Source organism: Ignatzschineria larvae DSM 13226 (genome assembly GCF_038500265.1).
GTDB lineage: Bacteria > Pseudomonadota > Gammaproteobacteria > Cardiobacteriales > Wohlfahrtiimonadaceae > Ignatzschineria > Ignatzschineria larvae.
Genome location: NZ_CP150637.1, coordinates 1,924,751 through 1,949,641 on the forward strand (window position 1 = coordinate 1,924,751; position 24,891 = coordinate 1,949,641).

21 protein-coding genes and 3 tRNA genes are annotated in these 24,891 nt (G+C 40.3%); 7 read left to right on the top strand and 17 right to left on the bottom strand.

The features are described 5' to 3' along the window. Positions 1 to 14 precede the first annotated feature (14 nt). The 3 genes from WMO13_RS07935 to rsmI form a co-directional block, all read right to left on the bottom strand. On the bottom strand, positions 15 to 785 hold the full coding sequence (locus tag WMO13_RS07935) for an inositol monophosphatase family protein (protein ID WP_026879305.1): 771 nt from the start codon (positions 783 to 785) through the stop codon (positions 15 to 17). A 225-nt stretch (positions 786 to 1,010) separates the two neighbouring features. After that, positions 1,011 to 2,612 carry an MFS transporter gene (locus WMO13_RS07940; protein ID WP_051396285.1) on the bottom strand — a complete coding sequence of 534 codons (1,602 nt, stop codon included), beginning with the start codon at positions 2,610 to 2,612 and terminating at the stop codon, positions 1,011 to 1,013. Then, positions 2,613 to 3,458, bottom strand: a complete 846-nt coding sequence (gene rsmI / locus WMO13_RS07945) for a 16S rRNA (cytidine(1402)-2'-O)-methyltransferase (RefSeq protein ID WP_026879304.1) — start codon at positions 3,456 to 3,458, stop codon at positions 2,613 to 2,615. It abuts the gene before it with no gap. 56 nt (positions 3,459 to 3,514) lie between these two features. Here rsmI and WMO13_RS07950 point away from each other — a divergent pair, with 56 nt between their 5' ends. Next, positions 3,515 to 3,868, top strand: a complete 354-nt coding sequence (locus WMO13_RS07950; protein WP_026879303.1) for a YraN family protein — start codon at positions 3,515 to 3,517, stop codon at positions 3,866 to 3,868. Positions 3,869 to 4,706: 838 nt separating this feature from the next. Here the strand turns inward: WMO13_RS07950 and dnaA are convergent. From dnaA to WMO13_RS07980, 6 genes are all read right to left on the bottom strand, one after another. Continuing rightward, entirely contained in the window at positions 4,707 to 6,071 is a 1,365-nt protein-coding gene (dnaA, locus tag WMO13_RS07955; RefSeq protein ID WP_342386836.1) for a chromosomal replication initiator protein DnaA, read from the bottom strand. Positions 6,072 to 6,170: 99 nt separating this feature from the next. Beyond that, a complete protein-coding gene (locus WMO13_RS07960) occupies positions 6,171 to 6,953 on the bottom strand; it encodes an MlaE family lipid ABC transporter permease subunit (protein ID WP_034855979.1) in 783 nt (260 codons plus the stop codon). Beyond that, complete coding sequence (locus WMO13_RS07965; protein ID WP_034855976.1) at positions 6,950 to 7,747, bottom strand: ABC transporter ATP-binding protein; 798 nt, start codon at positions 7,745 to 7,747, stop codon at positions 6,950 to 6,952. Before WMO13_RS07965 ends, WMO13_RS07960 begins: the two co-directional genes overlap by 4 nt. Positions 7,748 to 7,919: 172 nt before the next feature. Next, positions 7,920 to 8,438 carry a disulfide bond formation protein B gene (locus WMO13_RS07970; RefSeq protein ID WP_026879299.1) on the bottom strand — a complete coding sequence of 173 codons (519 nt, stop codon included), beginning with the start codon at positions 8,436 to 8,438 and terminating at the stop codon, positions 7,920 to 7,922. 295 nt (positions 8,439 to 8,733) lie between these two features. After that, positions 8,734 to 8,809: transfer RNA gene (locus tag WMO13_RS07975), tRNA-Glu, on the bottom strand. Positions 8,810 to 8,813: 4 nt separating this feature from the next. Continuing rightward, positions 8,814 to 8,889 (bottom strand) — tRNA-Ala (locus WMO13_RS07980). Between the two features lie 794 nt (positions 8,890 to 9,683). Between WMO13_RS07980 and WMO13_RS07985 the strand changes: the two genes are divergently transcribed. From WMO13_RS07985 to WMO13_RS08010, 6 genes are all read left to right on the top strand, one after another. After that, the gene (locus tag WMO13_RS07985; protein ID WP_342386815.1) at positions 9,684 to 10,439 is read left to right on the top strand and encodes an IS5 family transposase; all 756 of its coding nucleotides are present in this window, start codon (positions 9,684 to 9,686) and stop codon (positions 10,437 to 10,439) included. Positions 10,440 to 10,577: 138 nt separating this feature from the next. Then, complete coding sequence (locus WMO13_RS07990; protein ID WP_342386815.1) at positions 10,578 to 11,333, top strand: IS5 family transposase; 756 nt, start codon at positions 10,578 to 10,580, stop codon at positions 11,331 to 11,333. Positions 11,334 to 11,445: 112 nt separating this feature from the next. Next, on the top strand, positions 11,446 to 11,994 hold the full coding sequence (locus WMO13_RS07995; RefSeq protein ID WP_026879362.1) for a fimbrial protein: 549 nt from the start codon (positions 11,446 to 11,448) through the stop codon (positions 11,992 to 11,994). Positions 11,995 to 12,196: 202 nt separating this feature from the next. Continuing rightward, positions 12,197 to 14,692: a fimbria/pilus outer membrane usher protein gene (locus WMO13_RS08000; RefSeq protein WP_084331526.1), complete on the top strand. Its 2,496-nt coding sequence runs from the start codon at positions 12,197 to 12,199 to the stop codon at positions 14,690 to 14,692. 32 nt (positions 14,693 to 14,724) lie between these two features. Continuing rightward, complete coding sequence (locus WMO13_RS08005) at positions 14,725 to 15,435, top strand: fimbrial biogenesis chaperone (RefSeq protein ID WP_051396297.1); 711 nt, start codon at positions 14,725 to 14,727, stop codon at positions 15,433 to 15,435. 83 nt (positions 15,436 to 15,518) lie between these two features. Beyond that, positions 15,519 to 16,625 carry a hypothetical protein gene (locus WMO13_RS08010; protein ID WP_026879360.1) on the top strand — a complete coding sequence of 369 codons (1,107 nt, stop codon included), beginning with the start codon at positions 15,519 to 15,521 and terminating at the stop codon, positions 16,623 to 16,625. A gap of 130 nt (positions 16,626 to 16,755) precedes the next feature. Here WMO13_RS08010 and dksA read toward each other — a convergent pair whose 3' ends face one another. The 8 genes from dksA to WMO13_RS08050 all read right to left on the bottom strand — a co-directional run bounded on the left by dksA (position 16,756) and on the right by WMO13_RS08050 (position 24,779). Continuing rightward, on the bottom strand, positions 16,756 to 17,178 hold the full coding sequence (gene dksA, locus WMO13_RS08015; protein WP_026879359.1) for an RNA polymerase-binding protein DksA: 423 nt from the start codon (positions 17,176 to 17,178) through the stop codon (positions 16,756 to 16,758). Between the two features lie 367 nt (positions 17,179 to 17,545). Beyond that, positions 17,546 to 17,917, bottom strand: coding sequence for a hypothetical protein (locus tag WMO13_RS08020; protein ID WP_051396296.1), 372 nt, complete (start codon positions 17,915 to 17,917; stop codon positions 17,546 to 17,548). 412 nt (positions 17,918 to 18,329) lie between these two features. Further along, positions 18,330 to 19,088 (bottom strand): 4-hydroxy-tetrahydrodipicolinate reductase, encoded by a 759-nt coding sequence (dapB, locus tag WMO13_RS08025; RefSeq protein WP_026879358.1) that lies wholly within the window; start codon positions 19,086 to 19,088, stop codon positions 18,330 to 18,332. A 210-nt stretch (positions 19,089 to 19,298) separates the two neighbouring features. Continuing rightward, a tRNA-Ser gene (locus tag WMO13_RS08030) sits at positions 19,299 to 19,389 on the bottom strand. A 100-nt stretch (positions 19,390 to 19,489) separates the two neighbouring features. After that, positions 19,490 to 20,236 carry a L,D-transpeptidase family protein gene (locus WMO13_RS08035; protein WP_245601175.1) on the bottom strand — a complete coding sequence of 249 codons (747 nt, stop codon included), beginning with the start codon at positions 20,234 to 20,236 and terminating at the stop codon, positions 19,490 to 19,492. Positions 20,237 to 20,277: 41 nt separating this feature from the next. After that, positions 20,278 to 21,057, bottom strand: a complete 780-nt coding sequence (locus tag WMO13_RS08040; protein WP_026879357.1) for an inositol monophosphatase family protein — start codon at positions 21,055 to 21,057, stop codon at positions 20,278 to 20,280. Between the two features lie 228 nt (positions 21,058 to 21,285). Next, on the bottom strand, positions 21,286 to 22,179 hold the full coding sequence (gene glyQ, locus WMO13_RS08045) for a glycine--tRNA ligase subunit alpha (RefSeq protein WP_026879356.1): 894 nt from the start codon (positions 22,177 to 22,179) through the stop codon (positions 21,286 to 21,288). Between the two features lie 290 nt (positions 22,180 to 22,469). Next, the gene (locus WMO13_RS08050; protein WP_026879355.1) at positions 22,470 to 24,779 is read right to left on the bottom strand and encodes a mechanosensitive ion channel domain-containing protein; all 2,310 of its coding nucleotides are present in this window, start codon (positions 24,777 to 24,779) and stop codon (positions 22,470 to 22,472) included. Positions 24,780 to 24,891: the final 112 nt, after the last annotated feature.

Below are 24,891 nucleotides of genomic sequence, written 5' to 3' on the forward strand. Positions count from 1 at the left end.
ATCTCAGATGAGTTTTAGATTTGTAATGCTTGGAGTAGCTCTTTTAAGAGTTTTGGATGTGTGACAACTACGGTACCGCTTGCGGCAACATCTTCATTACCACGATAATCTGTAACGAGTAGTCCTGCTTCTCTTGCGACTAATTGTACCGCTTTTAAGGTTGCTAAATCAAAAGTCGCTGCATAGTAAGCACTATATTCCCCCTTGATGACAAGCGCGCTATCCTTCGCAAAATCGCCTAAGATACGCTGCATTCTTGTCCGGCGTAACATTGCACCGAAACGAGTGATCTCTTGATCGAGAGGCGCAACTGCCGTTAAAAGTGCGGCATTTTCAATTTTACCATCGCTCTTACCGAGGCGAACCCGTTGCTCTTCATCTTCACAAAGAACACCATCACCTTTAGACGCTTCCGCGACAATTTTATTGGCAATTGGATCATAGATCACCGCAGATTGTAACTCCCCATCCATCTCTAAGGCGACTGTAATCGAGAAATGGGACTGCATTTGGCGGAAATTCTCCGCACCACTTAAACTCACATACCATGAGAAACGAGAGTCTGTCACTTTCCCTGGATGAAAGTTGGCATAATAAGCGTGATCTGGATAAAAACTGAGTAATCCTTCGATCACACTATTTTCAATACTCTCATAGAACTGTTGAAACAGTGCATCATCAGCACGTTGTTCAAAGTTAAGGCGCTCTAAGCGATAGTAGATAGAACGGATATGACGGCCCGACTCAATTGCCGCCTGTTTTGCAACTTGGGTAAATGAACTCATGAAACTCTCTTAATTGTTAAAGATAAAAATAGATCATCAGGTCTATGGATATAAATCCTGACTAGTTGAGGTAATCGCCTCGAAAATAGCCTTTTATTGTACCCCATTGTGCGCTAAATTCGTATGGAAAATTCAGATTTCGTAAAATAGCGTCAGTCTTAATGGCGCAATAAAAAACGGCAAGCCCATTATTCTCACCGTTTTACTATTTCTAGATCATTTCAACTAAAGATATTGTCGCTTCAAACCATCGCCGGGACCTTTGCGTTTAACCGGCGGTGTAGGTTCAGATGTTTTATCTGGAGTTACCGGCTCTGAGGGTTCATCTTTGGGAGATTGATCCTCGGAAGATTGATCCTCGGAAGATTCCAAAGTCGATGCCTCGCTTTCTACATTCCCCTGCTCTTGAACATTAGTTGCAATCTCTTCTTGAGTATTATCCGTTTTATCCGCTTGATGAGCCGCTATCTCATTAACATCTACATTATTAGAAGCTCTACTATTTGAATCCGTACTATCTGAGCCCGTACTATCTGAATCTGTATCATCTGAATCTCCGGCACTATCAGCCGTTGTAGTTGCCCGTTTTTGAGGGTTTTTCATCGGAAAAGCAATGGCAAACCAGAGCATGAGCAATCCTGCACCCACTAATAACGCCGGTAACTTGGTGAAGTAACCGAGAATTAAACTCGCCACCATACCACCGATAGAGGCACCAAGAAATTGACTCGAAGAGAAGAAACCCATCACCATCCCACGATTATGTTCCGGTGCTAAACGACTCATCAAAGAGGGTTGCATCGCTTCCATCAGGTTAAAGCCCCAGAAGAAGAGGGTCATAAAGATGAGTAAATACCAATAATCTTCAACAAAAGCCAAAGCAATAAGAGAGATCACCAATGTTGCAATCGCCGTTAAAAAGAAACCTCTAAATTTCCGAAAACGCTCAGCCACTCCAATCGCAGGAAAGACTAATAACATTGCTATCACAAATCCGGGAAGATAGATCTTCCAAGAATCCTGTGGCTCAAATCCAGCTTTATCTAGTAAAAGCCAAGGAAATACGGTAAAACCTAAGGTTAAAATCAGATGAAGCATAAAACCGCCAAAATAGAGACGATTAATATCCCGATCCGACCAAGCTTCTTTCATAGAGTGTAGTAAAGGGCGTTTTTCTTTGCGATTAACCTTATGCTGCTCACTCTTCGGCAATTGCCAAATGGTCACATAGATCGCAATAATCCCTAATAGCGCACAGAGTGAGAAGATACCCATCCCGCCGAGAAAACCATAGATAAGCGGTGAAATAAAGATCGCAAGCCCAAAGGTAATCCCGATACTCATCCCGATAATGGCCATTGCTTTACCGCGAATCTCTTCACGCACCACATCACTGGTAAAGGCTAGTACTACCGCCGAGATTGCGCCGGCCCCCTGTACTACGCGCCCCCAGATTGCAAAATGAATCGAGTCGGTAAAAGCAATCATCAAGCTTCCGATTACAAAAAGCCCCATACCAAGTACAATCGTCACTTTTCGGCCGAAATAATCGGACAATGAACCAAAGAGCGGTTGTAAAATGATCTGTGTGAGTGCATAGCTACTAATAAAGAGTCCAGCCAGAAATGGCGTAGAGCCTTGTAGTTCCTTAGTATAGAGTGAATAGATCGGTAGAATAATAAAGATCCCAAGCATACGGATGGCAAAGAGCCCAGCCAATTTTGAACTTAGCGTCCAATCCCCTTTTGATAGTTTATGAAGATTCCCGGTATCTACTGATGTTTGATTCTCTTGAGCCGGCGATATGGTTGTTTTCTTATGCATCATCTATGCCTCATCTCTTAATTGTAGTAATTCTTGATAGAGCGTATTTTTAGGCCGCCCTGTCACTTGATGTAAAATCCCCGAAATTTGCTTTAAAGGTAGCCCCTCCGCCAGTAAAACTTTGGTCAATTTTGTCGATTCTAGCGACTGATTCTCTGATTCTCTGATCTCTGCGCCTGAAGTCACCACGACAAACTCCCCCCGTATCTCTTCAGGATGATTTTGATAATGTTGCCATAATTCTAAAGCCGAACCATAGCGATAATCTTCAAAGCGCTTCGTCATCTCTCGCCCTACAAAGATTGTCCGATCTTCTCCAAAGGTGGTGACAAGATCTTCTAACATCGACTCAATACGATGGCTTGACTCATAAAATACCTGAGTATGTGGAACTTGACTTAATGGTGCTAATTCATTGAGGCGTTGCTGTTTTTTAGACGATAGAAAACCGATAAAGGTAAAGCGATCTGTGGCAATGCCGGCCACTGAAAGCGCTGTAATAATCGCACTTACGCCGGGAATAGGAATCACTGAGAACCCTGATTCCCGTAGACTACGCACAATCGTAAAGCCGGGATCTGAAATCAGCGGAGTTCCTGCATCTGAGATAATCGCCACATCTTCACCAGCCGTTAAGTGGGCTTCGATACGCGCAATGCGACTCATCTCATTATGTTCATGGAGTGATAATAATGAGGGGGCGTGAATACCAAAATGTTGTAGCAATCGCCCCGATACACGCGTATCCTCAGCAAAAACGGCTGTAACACGTTGCAGCACTTCAATCGCTCTTGGCGTTAAATCTTGCAGATTTCCAATGGGAGTTGCGATAACATAACAAGTTGACATTCATTCACTCTTTAGCATTTTAAATAGAGTGATCAGTATAACAAGAGAACGATAAAATGACGACACACAAAGCAATTGGCCAACAGGGAGAAGCCATTGCCCAAAACTATTTAATCGCACAAGGATGTACTATTCTGCGAACTAATTATCACTCTCGTTATGGTGAGATTGATATTATTGCCGAAGATTGCGCCGGTGTTCTACTCTTTATCGAGGTGAAATATCGTAAAAATGAATTTTTTGCGAGCGCAGCCTCATCGGTAACGCCTCAAAAATTACAAAAAATAGAGCAAACCATCGCCTGTTATCTACAACAATATCCAACCACACAACCCCTTCGCATTGATCTGATTACCATTATCGGGCAATCCCCTTATCAAATTGATTGGCTGCAAAATATTACGCTTTAAAAGAGACTATATCTCCAGCGTGATAGTCCCCAATCTGCCGGCGCACCATGGTTAAAAGAGCAGGATATTTCTCCCCGGCGATGCGATACATTTTCTGAGTCGTTTAAGATAGAATCTGATTTGCGGAGGGAGGGAATGCTTGCAAATCCAGAGCGATCCCGCGCCCGCAGATGAGCGATTCCCTAATCTCTCGATAAGAGAAAATATAACCTGCCGGCTTATGCTTCTCATAAATGAGGATATCTCCGGGGCTACAGCGCACAATTTGCCGGCGCACTATTACTAAAAGAACGAGATATTTCTCCCCGGCGATGCAATAAGTTTTCTGAGTCGTTTAAGATAGAATCTGATTTGCGGCGGGAGGGAATTTTTTGCAAATCCAGAACGATCCCGCGCCCGCAGATGAGCGATTACCTAATCTCTCGATAGGAGAAAATACAATCTGCCGGCTTGTGCTTCTCATAAATGAGGATATCTCCGGGGCAACAGCGCACAATCTGCCAGCGCACTATTACTAAAAGAACGAGATATTTCTCCCCGGCGATGCGATACATTTTCTGAGTCGTTTAAGATAGAATCTGATTTGCGGCGGGAGGGAATGTTTGCAAATCCAGAATGATCCCGCGCCCGCAGATGAGTGATTACCTAATCTCTCGGTAATAAAAAAACCACAATTACCGTAGAATAATTGTGATTCCTAAGAATGATTTATATATGTAATGTCGGCTCAAAATAAGCTTATTTAAGTGCCGGCGCATCGACTGTAATAAGTAAGGAAGCCATTCTATCCGGCATCTTGCAAGTGTTGTTTAAAATCATTTTTCTTAAACTAAATTTACTATACTAATAGTGAAGCTTTAATCGCTTCATAATCCCGTTTTAAGCGGATATTGGTTTCTAACTCTTCGGCAATCTTGTCGTATGCATGCATCACGGTTGAATGATCCCGGGCAAATTCTCGGCCGATCTCCGGTAAGCTATGATCGGTTAATACCCGTGCAATATACATGGCTAACTGCCGAGGTTTCACGATATTCGCTTTTCGGGATTTCCCTAGAATCTCACTCATATCAAGATCAAAATAGCTTGCCACTGTCCGCTGAATATTCGCAAGCGTGATCTGCCGATCTTGAATTTCTACTAAATGACGAAGTGCTTCTTGCGCAATTTCAAGGGTTAATGGCATCCCTTTAAAAGAGGCCATCGCATTCACCTGCTTCAATGCCCCCTCTAATTCACGCACATTTGCCCGCACCGTTTCGCCGATAAAGAATTTAGTATCTTTCGGTAATTCAATCCCCCAATCTTCCGCTTTTTGTTCCAAGATTGCGACCCGATGCTCAAAATCAGGCGGTTTAATATCCACCGTTAAACCTGATGCAAAGCGGGATTTCAAGCGCTCTTCCATCGCCTCTAACTCTTTTGGATAACGGTCACAGGTTAAGATCACCTGATGCCCACCATCAAGAAGGGTATTAAAAGTATGGAAGAAAACTTCCTGAGAGCCGCCCTTGCCTGATAAGAGTTGAATATCATCAATCAATAACGCATCAAGCGTCCGATAGAAGTGACGCAACTCATTGATCGTATTATTACGCATACTGCGCACAATATCTTCGATAAAACCGTCACAATGCTGATAAATAAGGCGCGCATCAGGATACTGCTCTTTGATCGCATTCCCAACAGCATGCATTAAATGCGTTTTACCAAGACCGGTATTTCCGTAGATAAAAAGTGGGTTATGTGAAGTCCCTGGATTTTTAGAGACTTGCGCACAAGCAGCTAGCGCAAACTGGTTCGATTTCCCTTCTACAAAATTCTCAAAGCTGAAATCAGGATTCAGGTTACTCGTTTCAATGGACTGCTCACGAATAGAGTCTTTCGTCACATTCCGCGCTTTACCGGTTTTATTCTTAACACGCTTAATCTGTTTTTTGACCTGATGATCTTCATAATCAGATTCAGTACCAAGGCCATAACGAACCTCAACTTCACGATCTGCTGCATCAATAATCGTATTCTCTAAGAGAGTCTTAAACTTAGTTTGAACACCGCGTAATACAATCTCATTTGCGGCTAGCACCATGACATGATCATCTTTTAACACCACCTCAAGCGGTGAAATCCACATGCTGAACTCTTCTTCAGACATCTGATCTGCAAGAAGCTCAAGGCAATTATCCCAACTAAATTTCATCATAAATATAAGACTCTAAATTCTAACAATCGGTAAAGGTTAATAAAAAGGCTAACATCGTCTCTCGAGAGAATAGTATTATCTATTCAGTCATTTAAACAACTAGATGCCGAAGATCATCGCAGTTAAGAGGAAGTCCGCTACGAGAATCAATAGTGATGAGATCACCACCGTATCTGTCGTAGAACGGGCAATTCCGCTCGCCGTCGCTCTGCCCTTTAAGCCGATATAAAGCGCAACAAGGTTCGATATTATACCGAAAACAAAACTTTTTAAAACTACCCCAAGACCAATATCTACCCCAAAATCGACCCCTGATTTCATTTGCGACCAATAAGCACCGCCATCAACGCCGAGAGAAATGGTTGCAACGCCGTAACCGCCGATAATACCAATCACGCTAAAGAGAAGCGCGAGAATAGGAACAGCTAATACGCCGGCCCAGAAACGAGGCGTGAGGATATATTGCACAGGATTAATCGCCATTAGTTCATAACTTGCCCACTGCTCTGTCGCACGCATCAGGCCAATCTCCGCTGTTAAAGAGGAACTTGCACGCCCTGTATAAAGAAGCGCGGTTAAGACTGAACTTAACTCCCGAAAAAGTGCCAGAGCGACAATCGTCCCTACTGATGCCTCTGCGCCGAAGTTGATAAGATTCACAAACCCTTGAAAACAGAGCACCATTCCGACGAATAAGCCGGATAGGAGAATAATCGGCAAAGAGAGAATTCCAAGCTGATAGAGCTGACGGACAAAGAGCGAAGGTTTCTTAAAGAGATACCAAGAATTAATCACAATATTGACTAATAATTGAGTCGCTTCCCCTACATGAGTGAGAAAATGCCGAGTTTTGGTACCCGTTGCCACAATTACATTACTCAAAACAGAACCTCCTCTAATGGTTTTGTGGGAATATGAAATGGCACAGGTCCATCTGCATCACCATTAATAAATTGTTTAACCCAAGGATTAGGGTGATTACGAATCTCATCCGGCGTTCCTTGCGCGATAATTTTTTTCTCACCTAAGACGCAGACATTATCAGAGATAGAGAGCACCTCTTCCACATCATGGGAGATAACCACACTCGTAATCTTGAGTGCATCATTCAAATTCTTAATCAGACGAATTAAAACGCCCATCGAGATCGGATCTTGTCCGGTAAAAGGCTCATCATAGAGCAGCAGCGCTGGGTCTAAAGCAATGGCTCTTGCAAGCGCAACACGGCGCGCTTGTCCGCCAGATAATTGTGAAGGATAAGAATCTTTGAGCGCACGAAGCCCTACTGATTGCAGCTTTAAAAGTACCAAGGTTTCGATCATCGACTCATTAAGATCCGTATGTTCCCGTAGCGCAAATGCGATATTGTCATAGACTGTCATGTCGGTAAAGAGCGCGCCAGATTGAAAAAGCACCCCCATTTTCGTGCGAATTTCATAGAGGTTCTTGGTAGAAATCGAACCGATATTTTGCCCCATCAACTCAACATCACCTGAATCTGGCGGCATCTGTCCACTGAGCATTTTTAACAATGTCGTCTTACCAGATCCCGAAGGCCCTAAAATCGCAGTGATTTTCCCAGTTGGAATTTGAATCGATAGATTATTAAAGATCTGTCGATCACCAAAACTCAATTGAATATCTGTTAATTCAATAATATTCTGCTTAAATTGCATTGAGATATACTCCTTCTGATCTCTTCCCCATTATTTACCTGCTTTCCATCTAACGCTATCTAGTCAAATTGCTATTCATTGCGTTTTATAGATAACTCACCTAAGGTTTAAAGTACTATTACTCGCTCATGCCTATTAACATCACTCGTAAATAATAACACCGTTGATATAGTTATATTCCCCGCAACCAATCTCTTGTCGGTCGTTGACGCGCTCTAAGATTAGCGCCGATACCGGCAATCATCAAGACAAAGATCAAAATCGCGCTCCACATCGGAATAGATAAGCCCCAAAGCGACCAATCAATTGCACTACAATCTCCGCCCGTGAGAAGTAGATCTTTCACGATTTGATAATCGAAAACTTCTGTAATTGCTAGTGTCGTTTGTGTACAACCTAAGGCATCACTCGGATTCAACTGTAGGTAAACGTGCTTTCCGGCGATGACAAGCCCTAAGATTCCCACTGCAATCGTCAATATGAGGGAAACCGCAGAAAAGAAACGAGAACCCTGCTTCACAAAAATAGCACTTAACCAAAAGACCGCAGTAAAAAGCAAGAATACGCCGCGCTGTAACATACAGTAAGGACATGGCTCTAATAATTGCACATCTTCTAGATAAAATTTAGCAAATGCAATGGCCAATAATGGTATCAAACCTAAAATAAAAAATAGACCGCGAGGAGACATTTTGAGGAACCCTTTTGACGATATTCAGGACTGAATATATTATCACGTTTTGTGGATAACTTCTTCAGATAAATCACACTATTAAAATTATCATTCTTCGATCTAGATAACCTTAATGCCTCCAAAATAGGAGCTTTCAAACAAGATAAAATCGTACTATTTTGTCTTAAAATCTCATTGGTACACTCGCAATCAGAGACTTCTTCATTGCGCATTAACCCTTGATATTATCTCCCTTTAAAGCAATAACCTTTAGAGAATAAAAAAACCTGCACATTGTGCAGGTTTCTTAATTTGGCGTCCCTACGGGGATTCGAACCCCGGTTGCCGCCGTGAAAGGGCAGTGTCCTAGGCCTCTAGACGATAGGGACTTTATGGTGGAGCTAGTCGGAATCGAACCGACGACCTCTTGCATGCCATGCAAGCGCTCTACCAACTGAGCTATAGCCCCAGACTTGCTGTCTGAGGAGTTGTATAATAGGAGATTCATCAAATATTGTCAATTTAAATATTGCGCAATTTATAACCAGCAAATCGATCCCCTCAAACTTATGTGAAATTTTCCTTTAAAACTTATGTGAAAACGATTTAAAAACAATGTTGTTGAGTATTGTACCAAATGATTTGATAAAAATATTTGTTCAAGATCTCAGAAGGCTCGAAGTAGCTCTACACTGAAAAAGCTTGAAATTCTAAGTTATGGCCTTACAAAACCAACATCAAAACAACCTTACTGTAAACCATCAATATATTGCCCCTTTTTAATAAGATCCCCCTATTTAACAAAATAGTTACAGCATAAATCATGAACATTTAATTTTAATAAAAATTACCATAAAAGTACTAAATCTAAAAATAACAACAACATATAAATATAATCAATAAGCTATATTTGTATTTTATCTAACCTATTTATTTTCAACTTATCTCATTTAATTTATATTCTATTTAGTTCCTAGTTAAAAATAAATTGCTTTACAATGATCAATCACAATAAGCTCGACTGAATATTCCACAAGGTAAAACTTTGTAGAAAACTGCCATTACAACTACCTATTTATGTCGATTTTTGCTGGTTTCAGCTAACTATCCTAATAGTAAATATAAAACATTAAAATGTCACTAAAAACACTCTTTTATTAGATGTGTTTTTTATCTAATAACTAGGGGCTGTTGAACATTGCAGTTCAAAATAAAAAAAGCGAGCGGTAGAATATTATCGTCAAAAAAAACCTACCTCTCGCTATGTCTCGAACCATGCTTACAGATAAACTATGGCTGAAACTGAAGCCTATTCTCCTAGATTTGAATATCTATGACAAACCAAATTTAAGAAATATCGTTGAGGGTATTCTATTTAGAATGAGAACAGGTGTTCCTTGGAGGGATATTCCTGAGCAATTTGGGCGACCTAATACTATTTTTAAAACTTTTAGTCGTTGGTCTAAAAATAACAAGCTCTTGAAATTATTTAAAAAACTATCACAAGATGTTGACTATGAATGGCTGTTTATAGATGCAACTCACATTAGAGCTCACCAGCATAGCACAGGAGCAACCGCAGATAATCCTCAAGCAATATCTAAAAGTGTTGGTGGAAATAGTTCAAAAATTCATATGATCGTAGATGCTTGCGGTAATCCCTGTGAATTTATCGTAACAGATGGAACGACCCACGATATCAAGGTCGCTCCAGAGCTACTTAGCAGGGTTCATTTAAATACGACAGATTACGTTAGTGCAGATAAAGGTTATGATTCTGAGAGTTTTAGAGAAGATATTATAAATCAAGGAGCTAAAGCTATTATTCCTAAAAAGAGGAATACTCTTACGAATAATAATCATATGGACTGGCATATTTATAAAACTCGGCATTTAGTGGAGAATGCATTTGCAAGGCTGAAACATTTTAGAAGTATAGCAACAAGATATGACAAGCTAAAACAACATTATGAAAACAACGTTGCTTTAGCTTGTGCCTATATTTGGCTGAAGTTATGAATGTTCAACAGCCCCTAGGAAATAGCAAAAAATATTAATTATTCTCAAAACAATATTTAGGGGCTGTTGAACATTGCAGTTCAAAATAAAAAAAGCGAGCGGTAGAATATTATCGTCAAAAAAAACCTACCTCTCGCTATGTCTCGAACCATGCTTACAGATAAACTATGGCTGAAACTGAAGCCTATTCTCCTAGATTTGAATATCTATGACAAACCAAATTTAAGAAATATCGTTGAGGGTATTCTATTTAGAATGAGAACAGGTGTTCCTTGGAGGGATATTCCTGAGCAATTTGGGCGACCTAATACTATTTTTAAAACTTTTAGTCGTTGGTCTAAAAATAACAAGCTCTTGAAATTATTTAAAAAACTATCACAAGATGTTGACTATGAATGGCTGTTTATAGATGCAACTCACATTAGAGCTCACCAGCATAGCACAGGAGCAACCGCAGATAATCCTCAAGCAATATCTAAAAGTGTTGGTGGAAATAGTTCAAAAATTCATATGATCGTAGATGCTTGCGGTAATCCCTGTGAATTTATCGTAACAGATGGAACGACCCACGATATCAAGGTCGCTCCAGAGCTACTTAGCAGGGTTCATTTAAATACGACAGATTACGTTAGTGCAGATAAAGGTTATGATTCTGAGAGTTTTAGAGAAGATATTATAAATCAAGGAGCTAAAGCTATTATTCCTAAAAAGAGGAATACTCTTACGAATAATAATCATATGGACTGGCATATTTATAAAACTCGGCATTTAGTGGAGAATGCATTTGCAAGGCTGAAACATTTTAGAAGTATAGCAACAAGATATGACAAGCTAAAACAACATTATGAAAACAACGTTGCTTTAGCTTGTGCCTATATTTGGCTGAAGTTATGAATGTTCAACAGCCCCTACTTTTCTTGAAATAAAGATTACTATTACTATCTGTCGCCTGTTTAAGTTACAGTAAAAAAAATTAAATATTGTTATATTTTATTATGAGGGTTTTATGAAAAAATTATTATTATCAACAGCAATCATCTCTTCTTTGTTCACTATCGCTCAAGCTGAAGAAGCTAAAACTCCAGCAGGAAATGCTTCTGGTCAAATCATATTTGAGGGTACTGTGACAGAAGCAGGTTGTACTTTACTGCCTGTTAAAAATGTCCAATTAGGCTCTATGTCTGTTGCTGCACTCAAAAAAGGTAACGGTTCTTGGGGTGAATCTAAGATCGAATTTATCGATTGTAACTTAGATCTTCCAGAAAGTGCCCAAAAAGTAGAAACCATTGCCCTTACAATAGTAGGTGGCACAGCCGCTACAACTGAAAGCTATTGGGCTTCTTTAGGAACTGCAGCGGATGTTGCTGTAGAAATTAAAGTAGCAGGAAATACTGTTGAACCAAAGGGAACAGAAGCAAAGCCGATCGAAGGAACAGTTAATGCTACTTCTAACACAGTAACATTCCCCGTACAAGGACGTATGGTGAAAGATGGTGAGGGTGTTACTGCTGGTACTGTTAGGACAACTGTCAACTTTGTTGCCAATTATAAATAGTCATATTGTTACATCAAAGGGATGAAATAATATTGGGATATTCAAACCTCTTCTTTATAAATCCTAATCACCCCCTAAAAAGAGTAAGTATTTCATATATGTGATAATACTTACTCTTTTATGTTTCTTTTTATGTTTTCTTTCATATCTTATTTATCTTTAATTTAATTCCATATAACAAATAGATGGCTGGCGAGACAGTATGTACCCCTTTAAACAACATTGGATAATGCTAGGATGCTTCCTTTGTATCAATCCGGGATTTTCATTTGAATTTGACAATGAGATTTTAGAATCCTTAGGTTTTGATAATGTGGATTTAACCATCTTCAATGGTATCGATAATAAGCGATCTGGGAAATATGTTGCAAATTTACAAATCAATGAACAAGAGATTTTACGTAATCACCCTATCTATTTCTACATAGAAGAAGATCACAGCCATCTCTGCTTCAATGCTGATCTTATCCAGCGATTACCGCTTAAGTCAAATTTTATTACACAAGTACAAAAGACAACAAGTTACGAGCTCGATTCAGATAGTTGCTATGGCGTAGAAAACTACGATTCTCAAATTCTCATTGACTTCGATGAATCTAGGCAAGAAGTGAATATCCAGATACCCCATGCTTATTTAGTCGATTTTGACCCTAGCTGGGTGCCACCAGAACAACGAGATCACGGTATTGCAGGTTTAATCTTTGATTACAATCTACTTCAATCTTTTAACCGATATAAATTTGGCTCCCGCTTTCAAAGCCGGAATAATTTCACCAGCTACGGTGTTATCGGGGCTAATATTGGGCGATTTCGCCTTAGAAGCAATTACCAATATGATGCGAACAAACATTTTGGTAATAAATTAGAGTGGACTCAAACCTATGGTTTCACAGATATTGGCGCCTGGAATGCACATATTTATGCCGGTGCAATTTATACTAGAACCAATCTCTTTGATTCGACGCGTATCAAAGGCGTTAGTCTCTTTACCGATGAGAATATGATGCCTAATTATCTACAAGGCTATGCCCCTCAAATTACTGGAACAGCGCTTACGCATGCGGTTGTGACCGTTAAGCAATATGGTTCAATTATTAAAAGCGTTCAAGTTCCACCAGGGCCTTTTGTCATCTCGAACCTTCCCTCTTATCTTAATGGCGTTGTAGATGTTAGCGTCGAAGAGAGCGATGGCTCAATTAGTCAATATCAGGTGAGCATTTCACAAGTCCCTTTCCTTACTCGAAAAGGCGCTCTACGTTATAATCTCAATGCAGGAAAGCTCGATCCTTTTCAGACCAAAGGGATTGAAACCAATATTATTTCATTCGATGGTTCCTATGGATTAACGAATAACATTTCACTATTAGGCGGCGCGCAATATACCACTAATCAAGAGTATCTTGCGATTAATGTGGGGCTCGGGATTAACCTTGAAAGCTTTGGCGCGCTCTCTTTCGATATTACACAATCGGTCAATAAAGCGGACTCTGAAAAGAGACTCAATGGGCATAGCTACCGTTTTAACTATGCAAAACGCTTTGATCAAGGCACAACACTGAATTTAGTCGGTTACCGATTCTCTAGTAAAGAATATACCAGTCTCAATAACTACATTCAGCAAAAGTCTACCAATAGTCATCGACACTCTCCCCGAGAAAAACAGCATCTATCTGCCAGTATCTCGCAAACCCTCCCCATTTGGGATATTAATTTTACCGCATCAGCATCTAAATCGAGCTATTGGAATAATGAATCCCAAGAGTATTACAACATTACTGCCAACAAAGTTATTCAAGATGGTTTTTTCGCGAATGCATCAGTTTCACTATCGCTATCCCATAGAAAATCGAATTACACAGCTAATGACAATCAAATATCCTTGTTTATTAACATTCCTTTAGAAACCCCTGACCAAAGACTCTCTTATCAAGCATCTGCAAGTCAGAACAGCAAAAACATGTCTCAACAAGTAAGTTATAGTGCTTCAGGATTAGGGGGGCGTTACTCCGTTGGAACTTCCCTCAACCATCAATGGAAATATGATCGGTCTACGGATTATAACCTCAATGCCTCTTACTACACCGACTTTAATTTTGGTGGATTTACGGGGATGAGTAGCTATTCTCAAGATCAGCAGAGCTTCAATGCAGGTCTGAATGGCTCATTTACAGTCACACAACATGGGATTACTGCACAACCCCAAGTTTATACTGAAGGAGCTCGCTTAATTATCGATGCTGATGCGCCGGGGGTTGAAATTAGTGGCACTCCCAGCAAAACTAACATCTTTGGTATAGCCGGCATCAGCAATGTCCCAGATTATTATCGTATGATCTATCATGTTGATAATGACAATCTTCCTGATAATGTTGAAATTCAAGATAATGTGATAGAAGTGGCTGTGACAAAAGGGGCTATTGCCTATCGGTCACTCAAAGGGATTACCGGAGAGAAAGTACTCTCTACGATTTCATTCCCTGATGGCTCTCATCCCCCTTTTGGTGCTGGCGTTTATCGTGTTTTTGATAAAGATGAAATAGAAGTTGCGATTGTTGCAGATCAAGGGCTAGCTTATATCACTGGGATAAATAAAACTGCGAAATTTATCATTAAATGGGGGAAAACGCATACTTGTCGCTTAGATATCCCATCGACTGAACTTCATAAACTCAAAAATCTAATCTGTTATCCAGAATAATCATGAAACCACTATTCATAAAGGACGTATCTATGAAACATCTTATAACACTCTCTTTGCTAATCACCACTACCCTTTTAAGTACTGCTTATGGGCAGTTGAGTCTCGATCGCACCCGAGTAATCTTTGATCGGGCTCACTCAAACTCTCAATCAATCACGCTCACAAATACAAATCCTTCAGTTCCTTATCTCGCCCAATCTTGGGTTGAAAATGAGAATGGACATAAAATTGAAGAGCCGCTTGTCGCTCTTCCTGTTTTACAGCGGTTAGAGGTGAAACAGGAAAAGCAGGTTAAGATCTCTCTCACCGGCAACAATAACTTACCGACAGATCGGGAATCATTACTCTACTTTAACGCACTAGGTATTCCTCCTAAAGAGGGGAATGGTGATGGTAATCAAGTTAATATTGTCATCCAATCCAAAATCAAACTTTTCTATCGTCCTAAAGGTTTACCACAATACCCTAATAATGGTTGGATAAAGACTTTAGAAGTTCAAAAAAAGGGGAATCAATATACATTGGCTAATCCATCCCCCTATCACCTTGTCATTTTGGGGTTTAGTAATGGTAAAAAAGGTCACTTTATTGAAAAAGAGATCACCATTAAGCCTTTTGAGACCCAAACAGTCAATTTATCAGTAGGTAATACACCAACGGTCTATTTTATTAATGATTATGGCACTACCGAAACTAATACTTATCAATGTAATGGCACTCTTTGCAACTTAACCCCATAAAGTAGCTGTATAGTAGCTCTATATAACTTCATGATTAGCTAATTCTAGTTAATTTTTTAACTACTAAAATGATATCCAACAATATGCTAACTCAAAAATATATTAAAACCTTTCTATTTTCGCTACTTTTCATGATTTTCTTAGCTACACAATCTAATGCTCAGGCAGCCGATTATCCAGGCGAGTTTGATCTTGGTTGTACTGTTCAATCATGGACCCAAAATAAAGGAACATTCACAGGCAGCTTTAGAAGACCCAATGATATGCGCGTATCCATAGATATAGAGCAAAATGAATCACCTGCATATTTTAAACTACAAGCACACATCCAATGCTATGTCGATACAAAACGGCAAACGGATAGAATTACGCTTTACTCATTAAATAATGAGTCTCAATTTAAACAAAATATCCAAAAAATCCAACATACCTTTAAACCCATAAAATCTGAAGGTATAGCGAATACTCTCATAACCTATACTCAAGGGTATGGTCCCAAAAGAATGCAAGCAAGTAATAACCTATTCACAGGGGAATCATCTGGTGACCTACAAACATTTTGGATAACACCATTTGGAGCGAGAATTATGTATTACGTAAATGTTACTATAACAAATCTCCAACTGCTCTCAGATGAATTCTTGCGAATCGGTGGTGCAGGCTCAGAAATATATCAAACTGGAGGGCGCCTTATATCTATATTTCCTTCTACCGGGGAATCTGAAGCATTTAATCTCACACTCACGGTCAATATTAAACCTAGTGATATGGGGTGCTCAAGTAAAGCTTTTGATGTTTCAATGACTCGCCCATTTATTAACTTTGGTTCAATCAATAAAGTAGCTCTTGAGCAGGGTAAGCGATATCAAGAGCCCTTTGCCATGAATGTTACCAAAAAAGCAGGTCATTGCACATACGATATCACACCAAAGGTTATATTTAACTCGGCTAATCTACTAGATAATCAATCTGTTGATTTATATAATGGCCTTGTTTTACGCATCAAAGATCAAGATGGGAATAATATTGAATTTGGTAAACCTTTAGGGAAATCTATAATCCCTGGAGATGATGCAGCATTTCACATACAAGATAAATTTAGTGCAGAGATTGAACGCTCTCCTAATAATGATGAGATTAAGAGTGGCCACTTCTCAACAACCATTGTCTATCAAATAGAATATCACTAATTGTTAATTTCGCTTTGCTTTCATCAATATCGAGGCTTCCGACAATCAATAAAATACAACATTCAATATACAAAAAACGGTTACATCATTATGTAGCCGTTTCACTTTATCAGAGTATCAATACTCAACCTTAATTAATCCGCGCTTTCTCTTTCTGCTCTTCAATCTCTTTACAATCAATGCAGAGCTCAGCGGTAGGACGTGCTTCTAAGCGGCGAACGCCAATCTCAATACCACAAGTATCGCAATAGCCATAATCATCAAGGCCTAATCGGCGGAGTGTTTTTTCGATCTTCGCGAGTAATTTACGCTCCCGATCACGTGTTCTCAACTCTAATGAAAAACCTTCTTCTTGCGTTGCACGATCATTGGGATCAGGGAGATTGAATGCTTCATCTTGCATATTATTGACAGTCTTCTCTCCTTCTTGAACTAATGCTGCACGCCAACCTTCTAAAATAAGGCGGAAATGCTCTTTCATCGCATCGTTCATATACTCTTCACCCTCTACAAACTCATAGGGCTTAAAATCTTTAAACTCTTGATTTTTCATTAAAATCCTCTCTAATCTCTTTTGGGATAGTAATCATATTGGGTATCATCACCATGACCAATAAGAGATATAAAATATATAAGTGCCTTAATAACACCCTAACAATAAGCATTAATAATTATATTACTAATTAATTTATTCAATACCTTAATCATTACAATACAATTATAAAAGACAACATTATGGGGAATTGGCAACGTTATATAAGCTACTAATTAATAATAGGTTACAAAGCAACGGCTTATATTACAAATACATTATTCTAATTCTTGTTTCAGAGCCATCATAATGTGGGCAAAATGATACAACAACTTCAGGTAAAAAGATACCCTTTAATGTCATTACTCATTGAAAACAGATAGATAAATTAGAGCTCGCGATATTCCCCTTCGTAGAGTTTACCATCCCCTTTTCCATTAGGTTGCACTGAAGCAGCTTGCCCTGAATTATTTTGATTATTTTGGGTAAAACCATACATATTATTCATATTGCCGTTCATATTACCATTCATCTCACCGCGCGCTTGCGCTTGGCGTAAACCCTCTTCCATCTGCTTACGCACTTTGCGAACTTTCCACCAGAAATAGCCCCCAAATACGAGCGCAATGGCTAACCCGATCAAAAAGATCGCAACACCAAAGAATGCAAAAAATACCAATGAAGCCACAGCAATAATTGTGGTCGCAATACGCTGCATGAGGGATGCAGGTTTTCCATCAATATATAGTTGGTTACTCAAAATGAGCCTCCTAAAACAGTAGAGCGCTAATCAACTATTAGCATAGAGCTATTATGACAAAGATTCCTTAAGAAAGCCTTAAGCTTCGATAAAACCAAGCCTTCAAGCAGCAAAACTTCAATTAATAATAGCCATAACAGATATTTATCCATCACGATCCATCATCAAAATAACCACTATTTTAAAGCGATATAACCGTAATTTGATCTTATGATAATGGTGACGATGTAAGATCTATTCAATAGCTACAGAATCATTGTGATGCCATATTAAATAACCGTGAATCTTTATCAACAACAGTTGCAAGATGCCGGATAGAACAGCCTCCTTACCTCGATCAACTGATGCGCCGGCATTTCAATACACTTATTTTGAGCCGATCTTACTATATATGCATGATATATATTAATCTCTACGCAATATCTGCTTTAAGGGATAATACATCAAAAATCGTATATTGCCCTGCTCCCTGCGTTAATACCCACTTCGCGCATTTCACCGCCCCTTTTGCGAAAAGCGTGCGATCAAATGCCGTATGCTTGATCGTAATCTCCTCTTCTAAACTGGTAAAGGTGACCTCATGCTCGCCGACAATCGAGCCACAGCGCGCCACCGATACGCCGAGTTGATGCGGCTCTCTTGCACCATCGCTTACTACATACGGCGTAATCTCTTCTCCTCTTGCCTGCTTTGCCCGCTCAATATCGGCAATTAAGGTTTTCGCGGTGCCTGATGGGCTATCGACTTTAAAACGATGATGCCGCTCATGGAGATTAATATCAAACTCATCCCCTAAGGCCTTCGCTACCACCTGCACCAAATAACGCTGCATCGCAGCCCCAATACTGGTATTGCTTGCCACAATCACCGGCACTTGGCGGGTTAATTGCCCAAGCTTATCAGCAAGCGCCGCTTGATCCCAACCGGTTGTGCATATTACTAATGGCTTAGGATTCGTAAGTGCTGCCTCTAACAAGGTGGCAGTTAATGATGCATGAGAGAAATCAATCACCACATCATTACCGGCAAAGACCTCCTCAAGCGATACTTGATCCGCCAATTCATGGCTATAAGAGGGCCCGACTTTATAGCCCGCTTTCTCTACTTCCGCACTTACCGCCTGCCCCATTCGGCCACTAATACCGATAATGCCGATCGTTACTTGCCCCATATTATATCCTCCAATATTTATAATAACCTCTATAAGCCATAGATATTCCATCTATCATATAATATTAATACACTTTATAGATCAATGATATCTCTATCAAACATATGTCGTAGCGTAATACAATAAACCGCAGAAACACTTTACCAAATATAAAATTGTAAAACATAAAAGAAAAAAGCCCTGTATTAACAGAGCTTTATCTCACTAATATGGCGGAGAAGGAGGGATTCGAACCCTCGATACGCTATTAACGTATATCCGCTTTCCAGGCGAACGCCTTCAGCCACTCGGCCACTTCTCCATGTTGATCTTCTACAGTTAGTTCAATTCACCTTATACAAGGCTTCTCATAAACTCAGTAGAGACCGATAAGATACTAAATATTGCGCCTTTTGACAAGTCTACTTGAGAAATAGATATCGCCCACGACCCACGGAATATTCTAACGGTTGCTTACGGGCTTCAAATTGCTCATACCCTTCATGCAGATTATTCCAAAACTCATAATGAATCGAGTGTTTCGCGCGCTCTAAGCGTTCCGGCGTCATCTTAAAAGGATAGGCTTGTACTTCTACATAGCTTTGTCCATTTTGTAGCGCCATCTCAACTAAACGATAGATCTCATCGATCTGCGCATCAGTCATCGCATAACAGCCCACAGAATCACATTTACCATGCACCATCAAATAGCTCCCTGTCCGCCCTAAAGAGCGATCAAAGTTATTGGGGTAGCCAAGATTAAAAGACTTATAAAACCGGCTATGAGGATTAAGCGAGGAACGATAAACGCGATAAAACCCCTCCGGCGATTGTAGATCACCCTCATACATTTTTGGCCCTAAGATTCCAGAGAAATTACAGATCGGGTAATTAGCAAAATGGCGAAACTCTCGGCTATTTTTAGGTTTCATCCAGAGCTCAAGCATGCCCTCTTCTTTAAAGATTCGAATTAAGACTTCATCCCCTTGCTCTAAATCATAATCCTTTAATCGCTCACTCAAAGTACCGCCTGAAATATAAGAAGGCCCTTGTGGTGCCGAACTGCAAGCCACTAAGAAAATGCCTATCGCACTCGATAAACATAGCCATTTGATCCATGTAAACTGTTTCATCCTTGAGATCTGTTTCATCCATTGAACCACTTGCATTGATAATTCCTTGTAGCTTCTGAGAGTAATGTAGTGCAACATTAAAATTGTAAGATTTCTAGAGCCTGTGCATGCAGACTCGGGGTTGCCGCAAGAATAGTCGAAACTGAGAGATCAATCGGCGAGCCATCAAGGGCTGTCATTTTACCGCCGGCTTCATTGACAATAATAGAGAGCGCTGCGATATCGAGAATATTGACATCAGATTCCACAATCAGATCCACTTTTCCGGTTGCTAAGAAATGATATTGTAAGAAATCCCCAAAGCCTCGTGTTGAATTGACCTGCCCCACTAAATTCCCATAACGTGCCCATTTTTCAGGATCTTGGGTTAAGCGCTTTAAATTCCCGGAAGAGAAGACCGCTTGGGAAAGCGTATCAATATCACTCACTGAAATTTTCTTCCCCTTTAAAAAAGCACCTTGCCCTTTGACCGCATAGATTCTCTCTCCGCCATTAAAGCACGGGGCAGTTGATACGCCGAGAATAATTTCTCCACGAACCATTAAGGCAATTTGACAAGAAAATAACGGCCGACCGCGGACAAAGGCTTTCGTGCCATCAATGGGATCAATGAGCCAGATAAAGTCTGAGTCCATCTGCTTCTGTCCGCTCTCTTCTCCATAGAAGCCATGTTCTGGGAATTGGCTAGAGATATGTTGATAGATCGCCTTTTCAACTGCCACATCTACTTCTGTCACCGGCGTAGCATCCGCTTTAATCTCAATTTTAAAAGCATTCTCTTCATAAGCCGTTTGAATTAATTGTCGGGCAATCTCTGATGCTTCTAAAGCACAATCTAAATAGGGTTGCATCTCCATCTCTTCTCTTCCTCTCTCGGTTAAATTGATTAATTCTTTCTCTATTCGTTATCTTCTATTCGTTATCTATTGAGTAGTAGATCAACATAAAAATATAAAAATAGGTGCAAAAGCCTTATAACGCCTTTGCACCTATCGATCATTCTTTATCTATAACTATCATGATAGCAATGAGGGATCATCTTCTTAATCACCAAATCTATTATTGTCTTTAAGAAATCCACTACATCACGATTGTTTTAACATAGGAAAGCCAAGTGCTTCACGGGATTCGTAATAGCTTTTTGCCACCATGCCAGCCATCTTACGCACCCGCAGAATATAACCTTGACGTTCTGTCACTGAGATCGCTTTACGCGCATCGAGTAAGTTAAAAGCATGGGAAGCTTTCAAGACCATCTCATAGGCCGGCAATGCTAATTTAGCCTCTAACAGACGAGAGACCTCTTTTTCGTAGAAATTGAAAGAATTTAATAAAAATTCCACATCGGCATGAGAGAAGTTATAGTGCGATTGCTCCACCTCATTTTGATGGAAGACATCCCCATAAGTGATGCGGCCTAAGGGGCCATCTGACCAGATAAGATCATAAACGCTCTCCACTTCTTGTACATACATGGCAAAGCGCTCAAGACCGTAGGTAATCTCCCCTAATACCGGCTTACACTCCAAGCCACCGGCCTGTTGGAAATAGGTAAATTGCGTCACTTCCATTCCATTAAGCCATACTTCCCAACCTAAGCCCCAGGCACCTAATGTTGGGGATTCCCAATCATCTTCTACAAAGCGGATATCGTGTTTTGTCGGATCAATCCCTAAGGCTTTAAGAGAACCGAGATAGAGTTCTTGCATATTTTCAGGAGACGGTTTAATCGCGACTTGAAATTGATAGTAGTGTTGTAATCGGTTTGGATTCTCTCCATAACGACCATCGGTGGGCCGGCGTGAAGGCTGTACATAAGCCGCTGCCCATGGCTCAGGCCCTAATGCACGAAGGAAAGTTGCGGTATGGAACGTCCCGGCACCCACTTCGATATCATAAGGCTGTAACACCGCACAACCCTGCTCTGCCCAATAGGTTTGAAGGGTAAAAATCATCTCTTGAAAGGTCATTTTTTTCATATTTTATTCTTTCTCTTCTCTCTTTTTTAACGCTATCTTTTAAAATCAACCTTTTAAAATCAGCCTTTTAAAATCAGCCTTTTAAAATCAATCGTTTCACATTAATCTTTCGTCACGATCCGCATTCATCAATTCGATTCATCCACTGTCTCTATGCATCGCCTATCTTCTCACATGGTAGTAGATCATGACGCATCATCACGTCTATTATAACGAAACACTATGCACAATGCTGAAGCTATTGAAGCCATTTAAATCACTTTATATATTTTATATATACTTGATCGATCTCACCCTTGTTTCGTAGCCTCATTCGCTTCCCGTTCAGCCATCTCTGCTTCCACATCGGCTTGTGCCTCTTCAATCGCCTCTTGCGCCAAGATATCCCGGCGCACTCGTTCAATCGGAAGAATCTCCCCTTCTCTAAAACGATGCTCCCGTTGTGGTAATGGAATCTCGATGCCATTTTCTCGAAGCGCTGTATCAATCGCCCACATATAGGCGGCACGAATGCCATTAGGCCGTTTTACCGCTCTGGAGGTTAACCAGACGACGAGTTCAAATTCATAATAATAATCTTGGAAATTAACGAGCCAAACCGCAGGATTTCGCCCAGGAATTCCTTTTAATGTATGGGGTAAGCCTTCCGCCGCTGCTAATACCGCTTCCCGCACCAACTCTTTCGAGGTACCATAAGCAACCCTAAAAGGGTAACGCATACGGCGCTGGGGCTCTTTGAGCGTCCAGTTGAGCATTTTGGTATTAATAAACTCTGAGTTCGGAATGACAATATCGACATTATCATTATCAGTAATAATCGTCGCTCGAACATTGATCTCCTTCACCTCTCCCCAAAGTGGTTTGCCATTTTTTTGATCTTGCAGCTCAATAAAATCACCCACTTTAATTGAGCGCTCAAAAAGTAGGATTAATCCTGAAACAAAGTTGTTGACGATAGATTGCAGACCAAAACCGAGCCCGATCGCTAACGCCCCTGCCACTAAGGCAAAGTTCGTAAAGTCAATCCCAACTGCGGTCAAACCATAAAGAAACCCAAAGAGAATAATGCCGTAATAAGTTAAACGACCGGCAAGATAATAGGCCGGCAATTTATCATCGCCGCGCTTATTCCCCATTCTGTTAAAGACACGATTGAGCCAAAATGCAATCCACCAACAGACAAGGACAATCAATAAAAATTGAGCAAAACTCAGCGCTGTAACCGGCGTATCGCCAATTGTAAAGAGGGGCGTGCGAATCAATTGCTTCACATTACGCCAAGCATAGCTCAGGGCACTTTTGGTGCGATTAATGGTATTGAGTAATACCCCTTGATATTTTAGTAATTGATTTTCTAAAATCCGCCCCATAAATTGACTGTCGGCAATATCGGTCTGCAGTTTTTGGAGCAATACGGAAGTCTCTTGAATAAGCGCAAGACGATCATTGGCAATGCCTGCTAGAAAACTATTCTCATTGATGCCACCACGAGTTTCAATATCGGCAAGCAGCGCATTGGTACTACTTCTCTCTGCTTCATTTTGATTAAACCAATCTTTCGCTTTAAGTTGTAACTCCTGAATCGAGCGTTGTCTCTCGGCATAATCCTTCTGAATCCGTTCAACATCTAATCCCTCTTCTTCGGCAAGCAACATCAAGGTATCGCGCTCATTTTCATACATATCAATTTGCGCTTCTAAAATCGCAACATTGATCTTCTCTTTAGAGACTCGTTGATTACGTAAGCGCGCAACCGCTTGATCTTCTACGGTTGTCTCGGGTAGCAATAATAATTGAGACTGTTCACGAAGTAATCGGGTATTCGCCTCTTGTAAACGGACAATTGCATCACTTAATCGATGCTCTACATCTTCAAATTCTGCATCGGAATAGCTCAAACGTGTAATGGCATCTGATTTAACCCGTTGCAATAATGCAGATTCCTCTTCTGAGAAAGTAAGGTTCTCCCGTAAAATCCGTAAACGCTCATTGAGTAATGCAAGTTCTGTCTGTTGCATAATGACTTTAAGCGCCTCTAGATAACGCGCCGGAGTCTTCTCATTGGTCTCAAAATAGGTCACAAACTGCTGGCTGATCTGTCGAGAAAGATCCCTTGCCTGATGCTCTTGATCTCGAAGATTCTCCCGTGTACTCATTAAGTCAGAACTCAACTCTCGTTCACGATGAATAATAGATAATAACTCTGCTACATTATAATGCTCTTTTGCGGAAAATTTTGGTGCTTTAGCCCTCACACTTTTTTCTACTAATGCCACATAAGCAAAGAGATTAGCACTGATATGAGAGATTTTTGTCGCCTCTTTTTTACGGGTTTCCTCCGGTAACAGGAGCGCTGATTCTTCAATCTCATTTAAGAAATCGATCACCGCTTGCCGTAGGTCAGTTACCTTTTTATCCTCGAAGTAGCTCCACCAAGTTGGCGTCAAATGCAAAGGATCAGGAAGGCTTTTAATCTCTTCTTTACTTGTTTCCCCACTCAATCCATTTTGTAAAATAGAGCTAATAGGATGCACTTGAGAGTAAGCGGTACTAACACTCATTAATAACACAAAAAACAGCGTTAATAGTCGCTGAGCCATGTACTAAATACCTCTTTAGATCACTTTGTAGATAATAATCACGATATGTTAGGAGAACAAAATTATACGTAAACAGAATGCCACGTCAGATGAAGCTATTATTATTGCATAT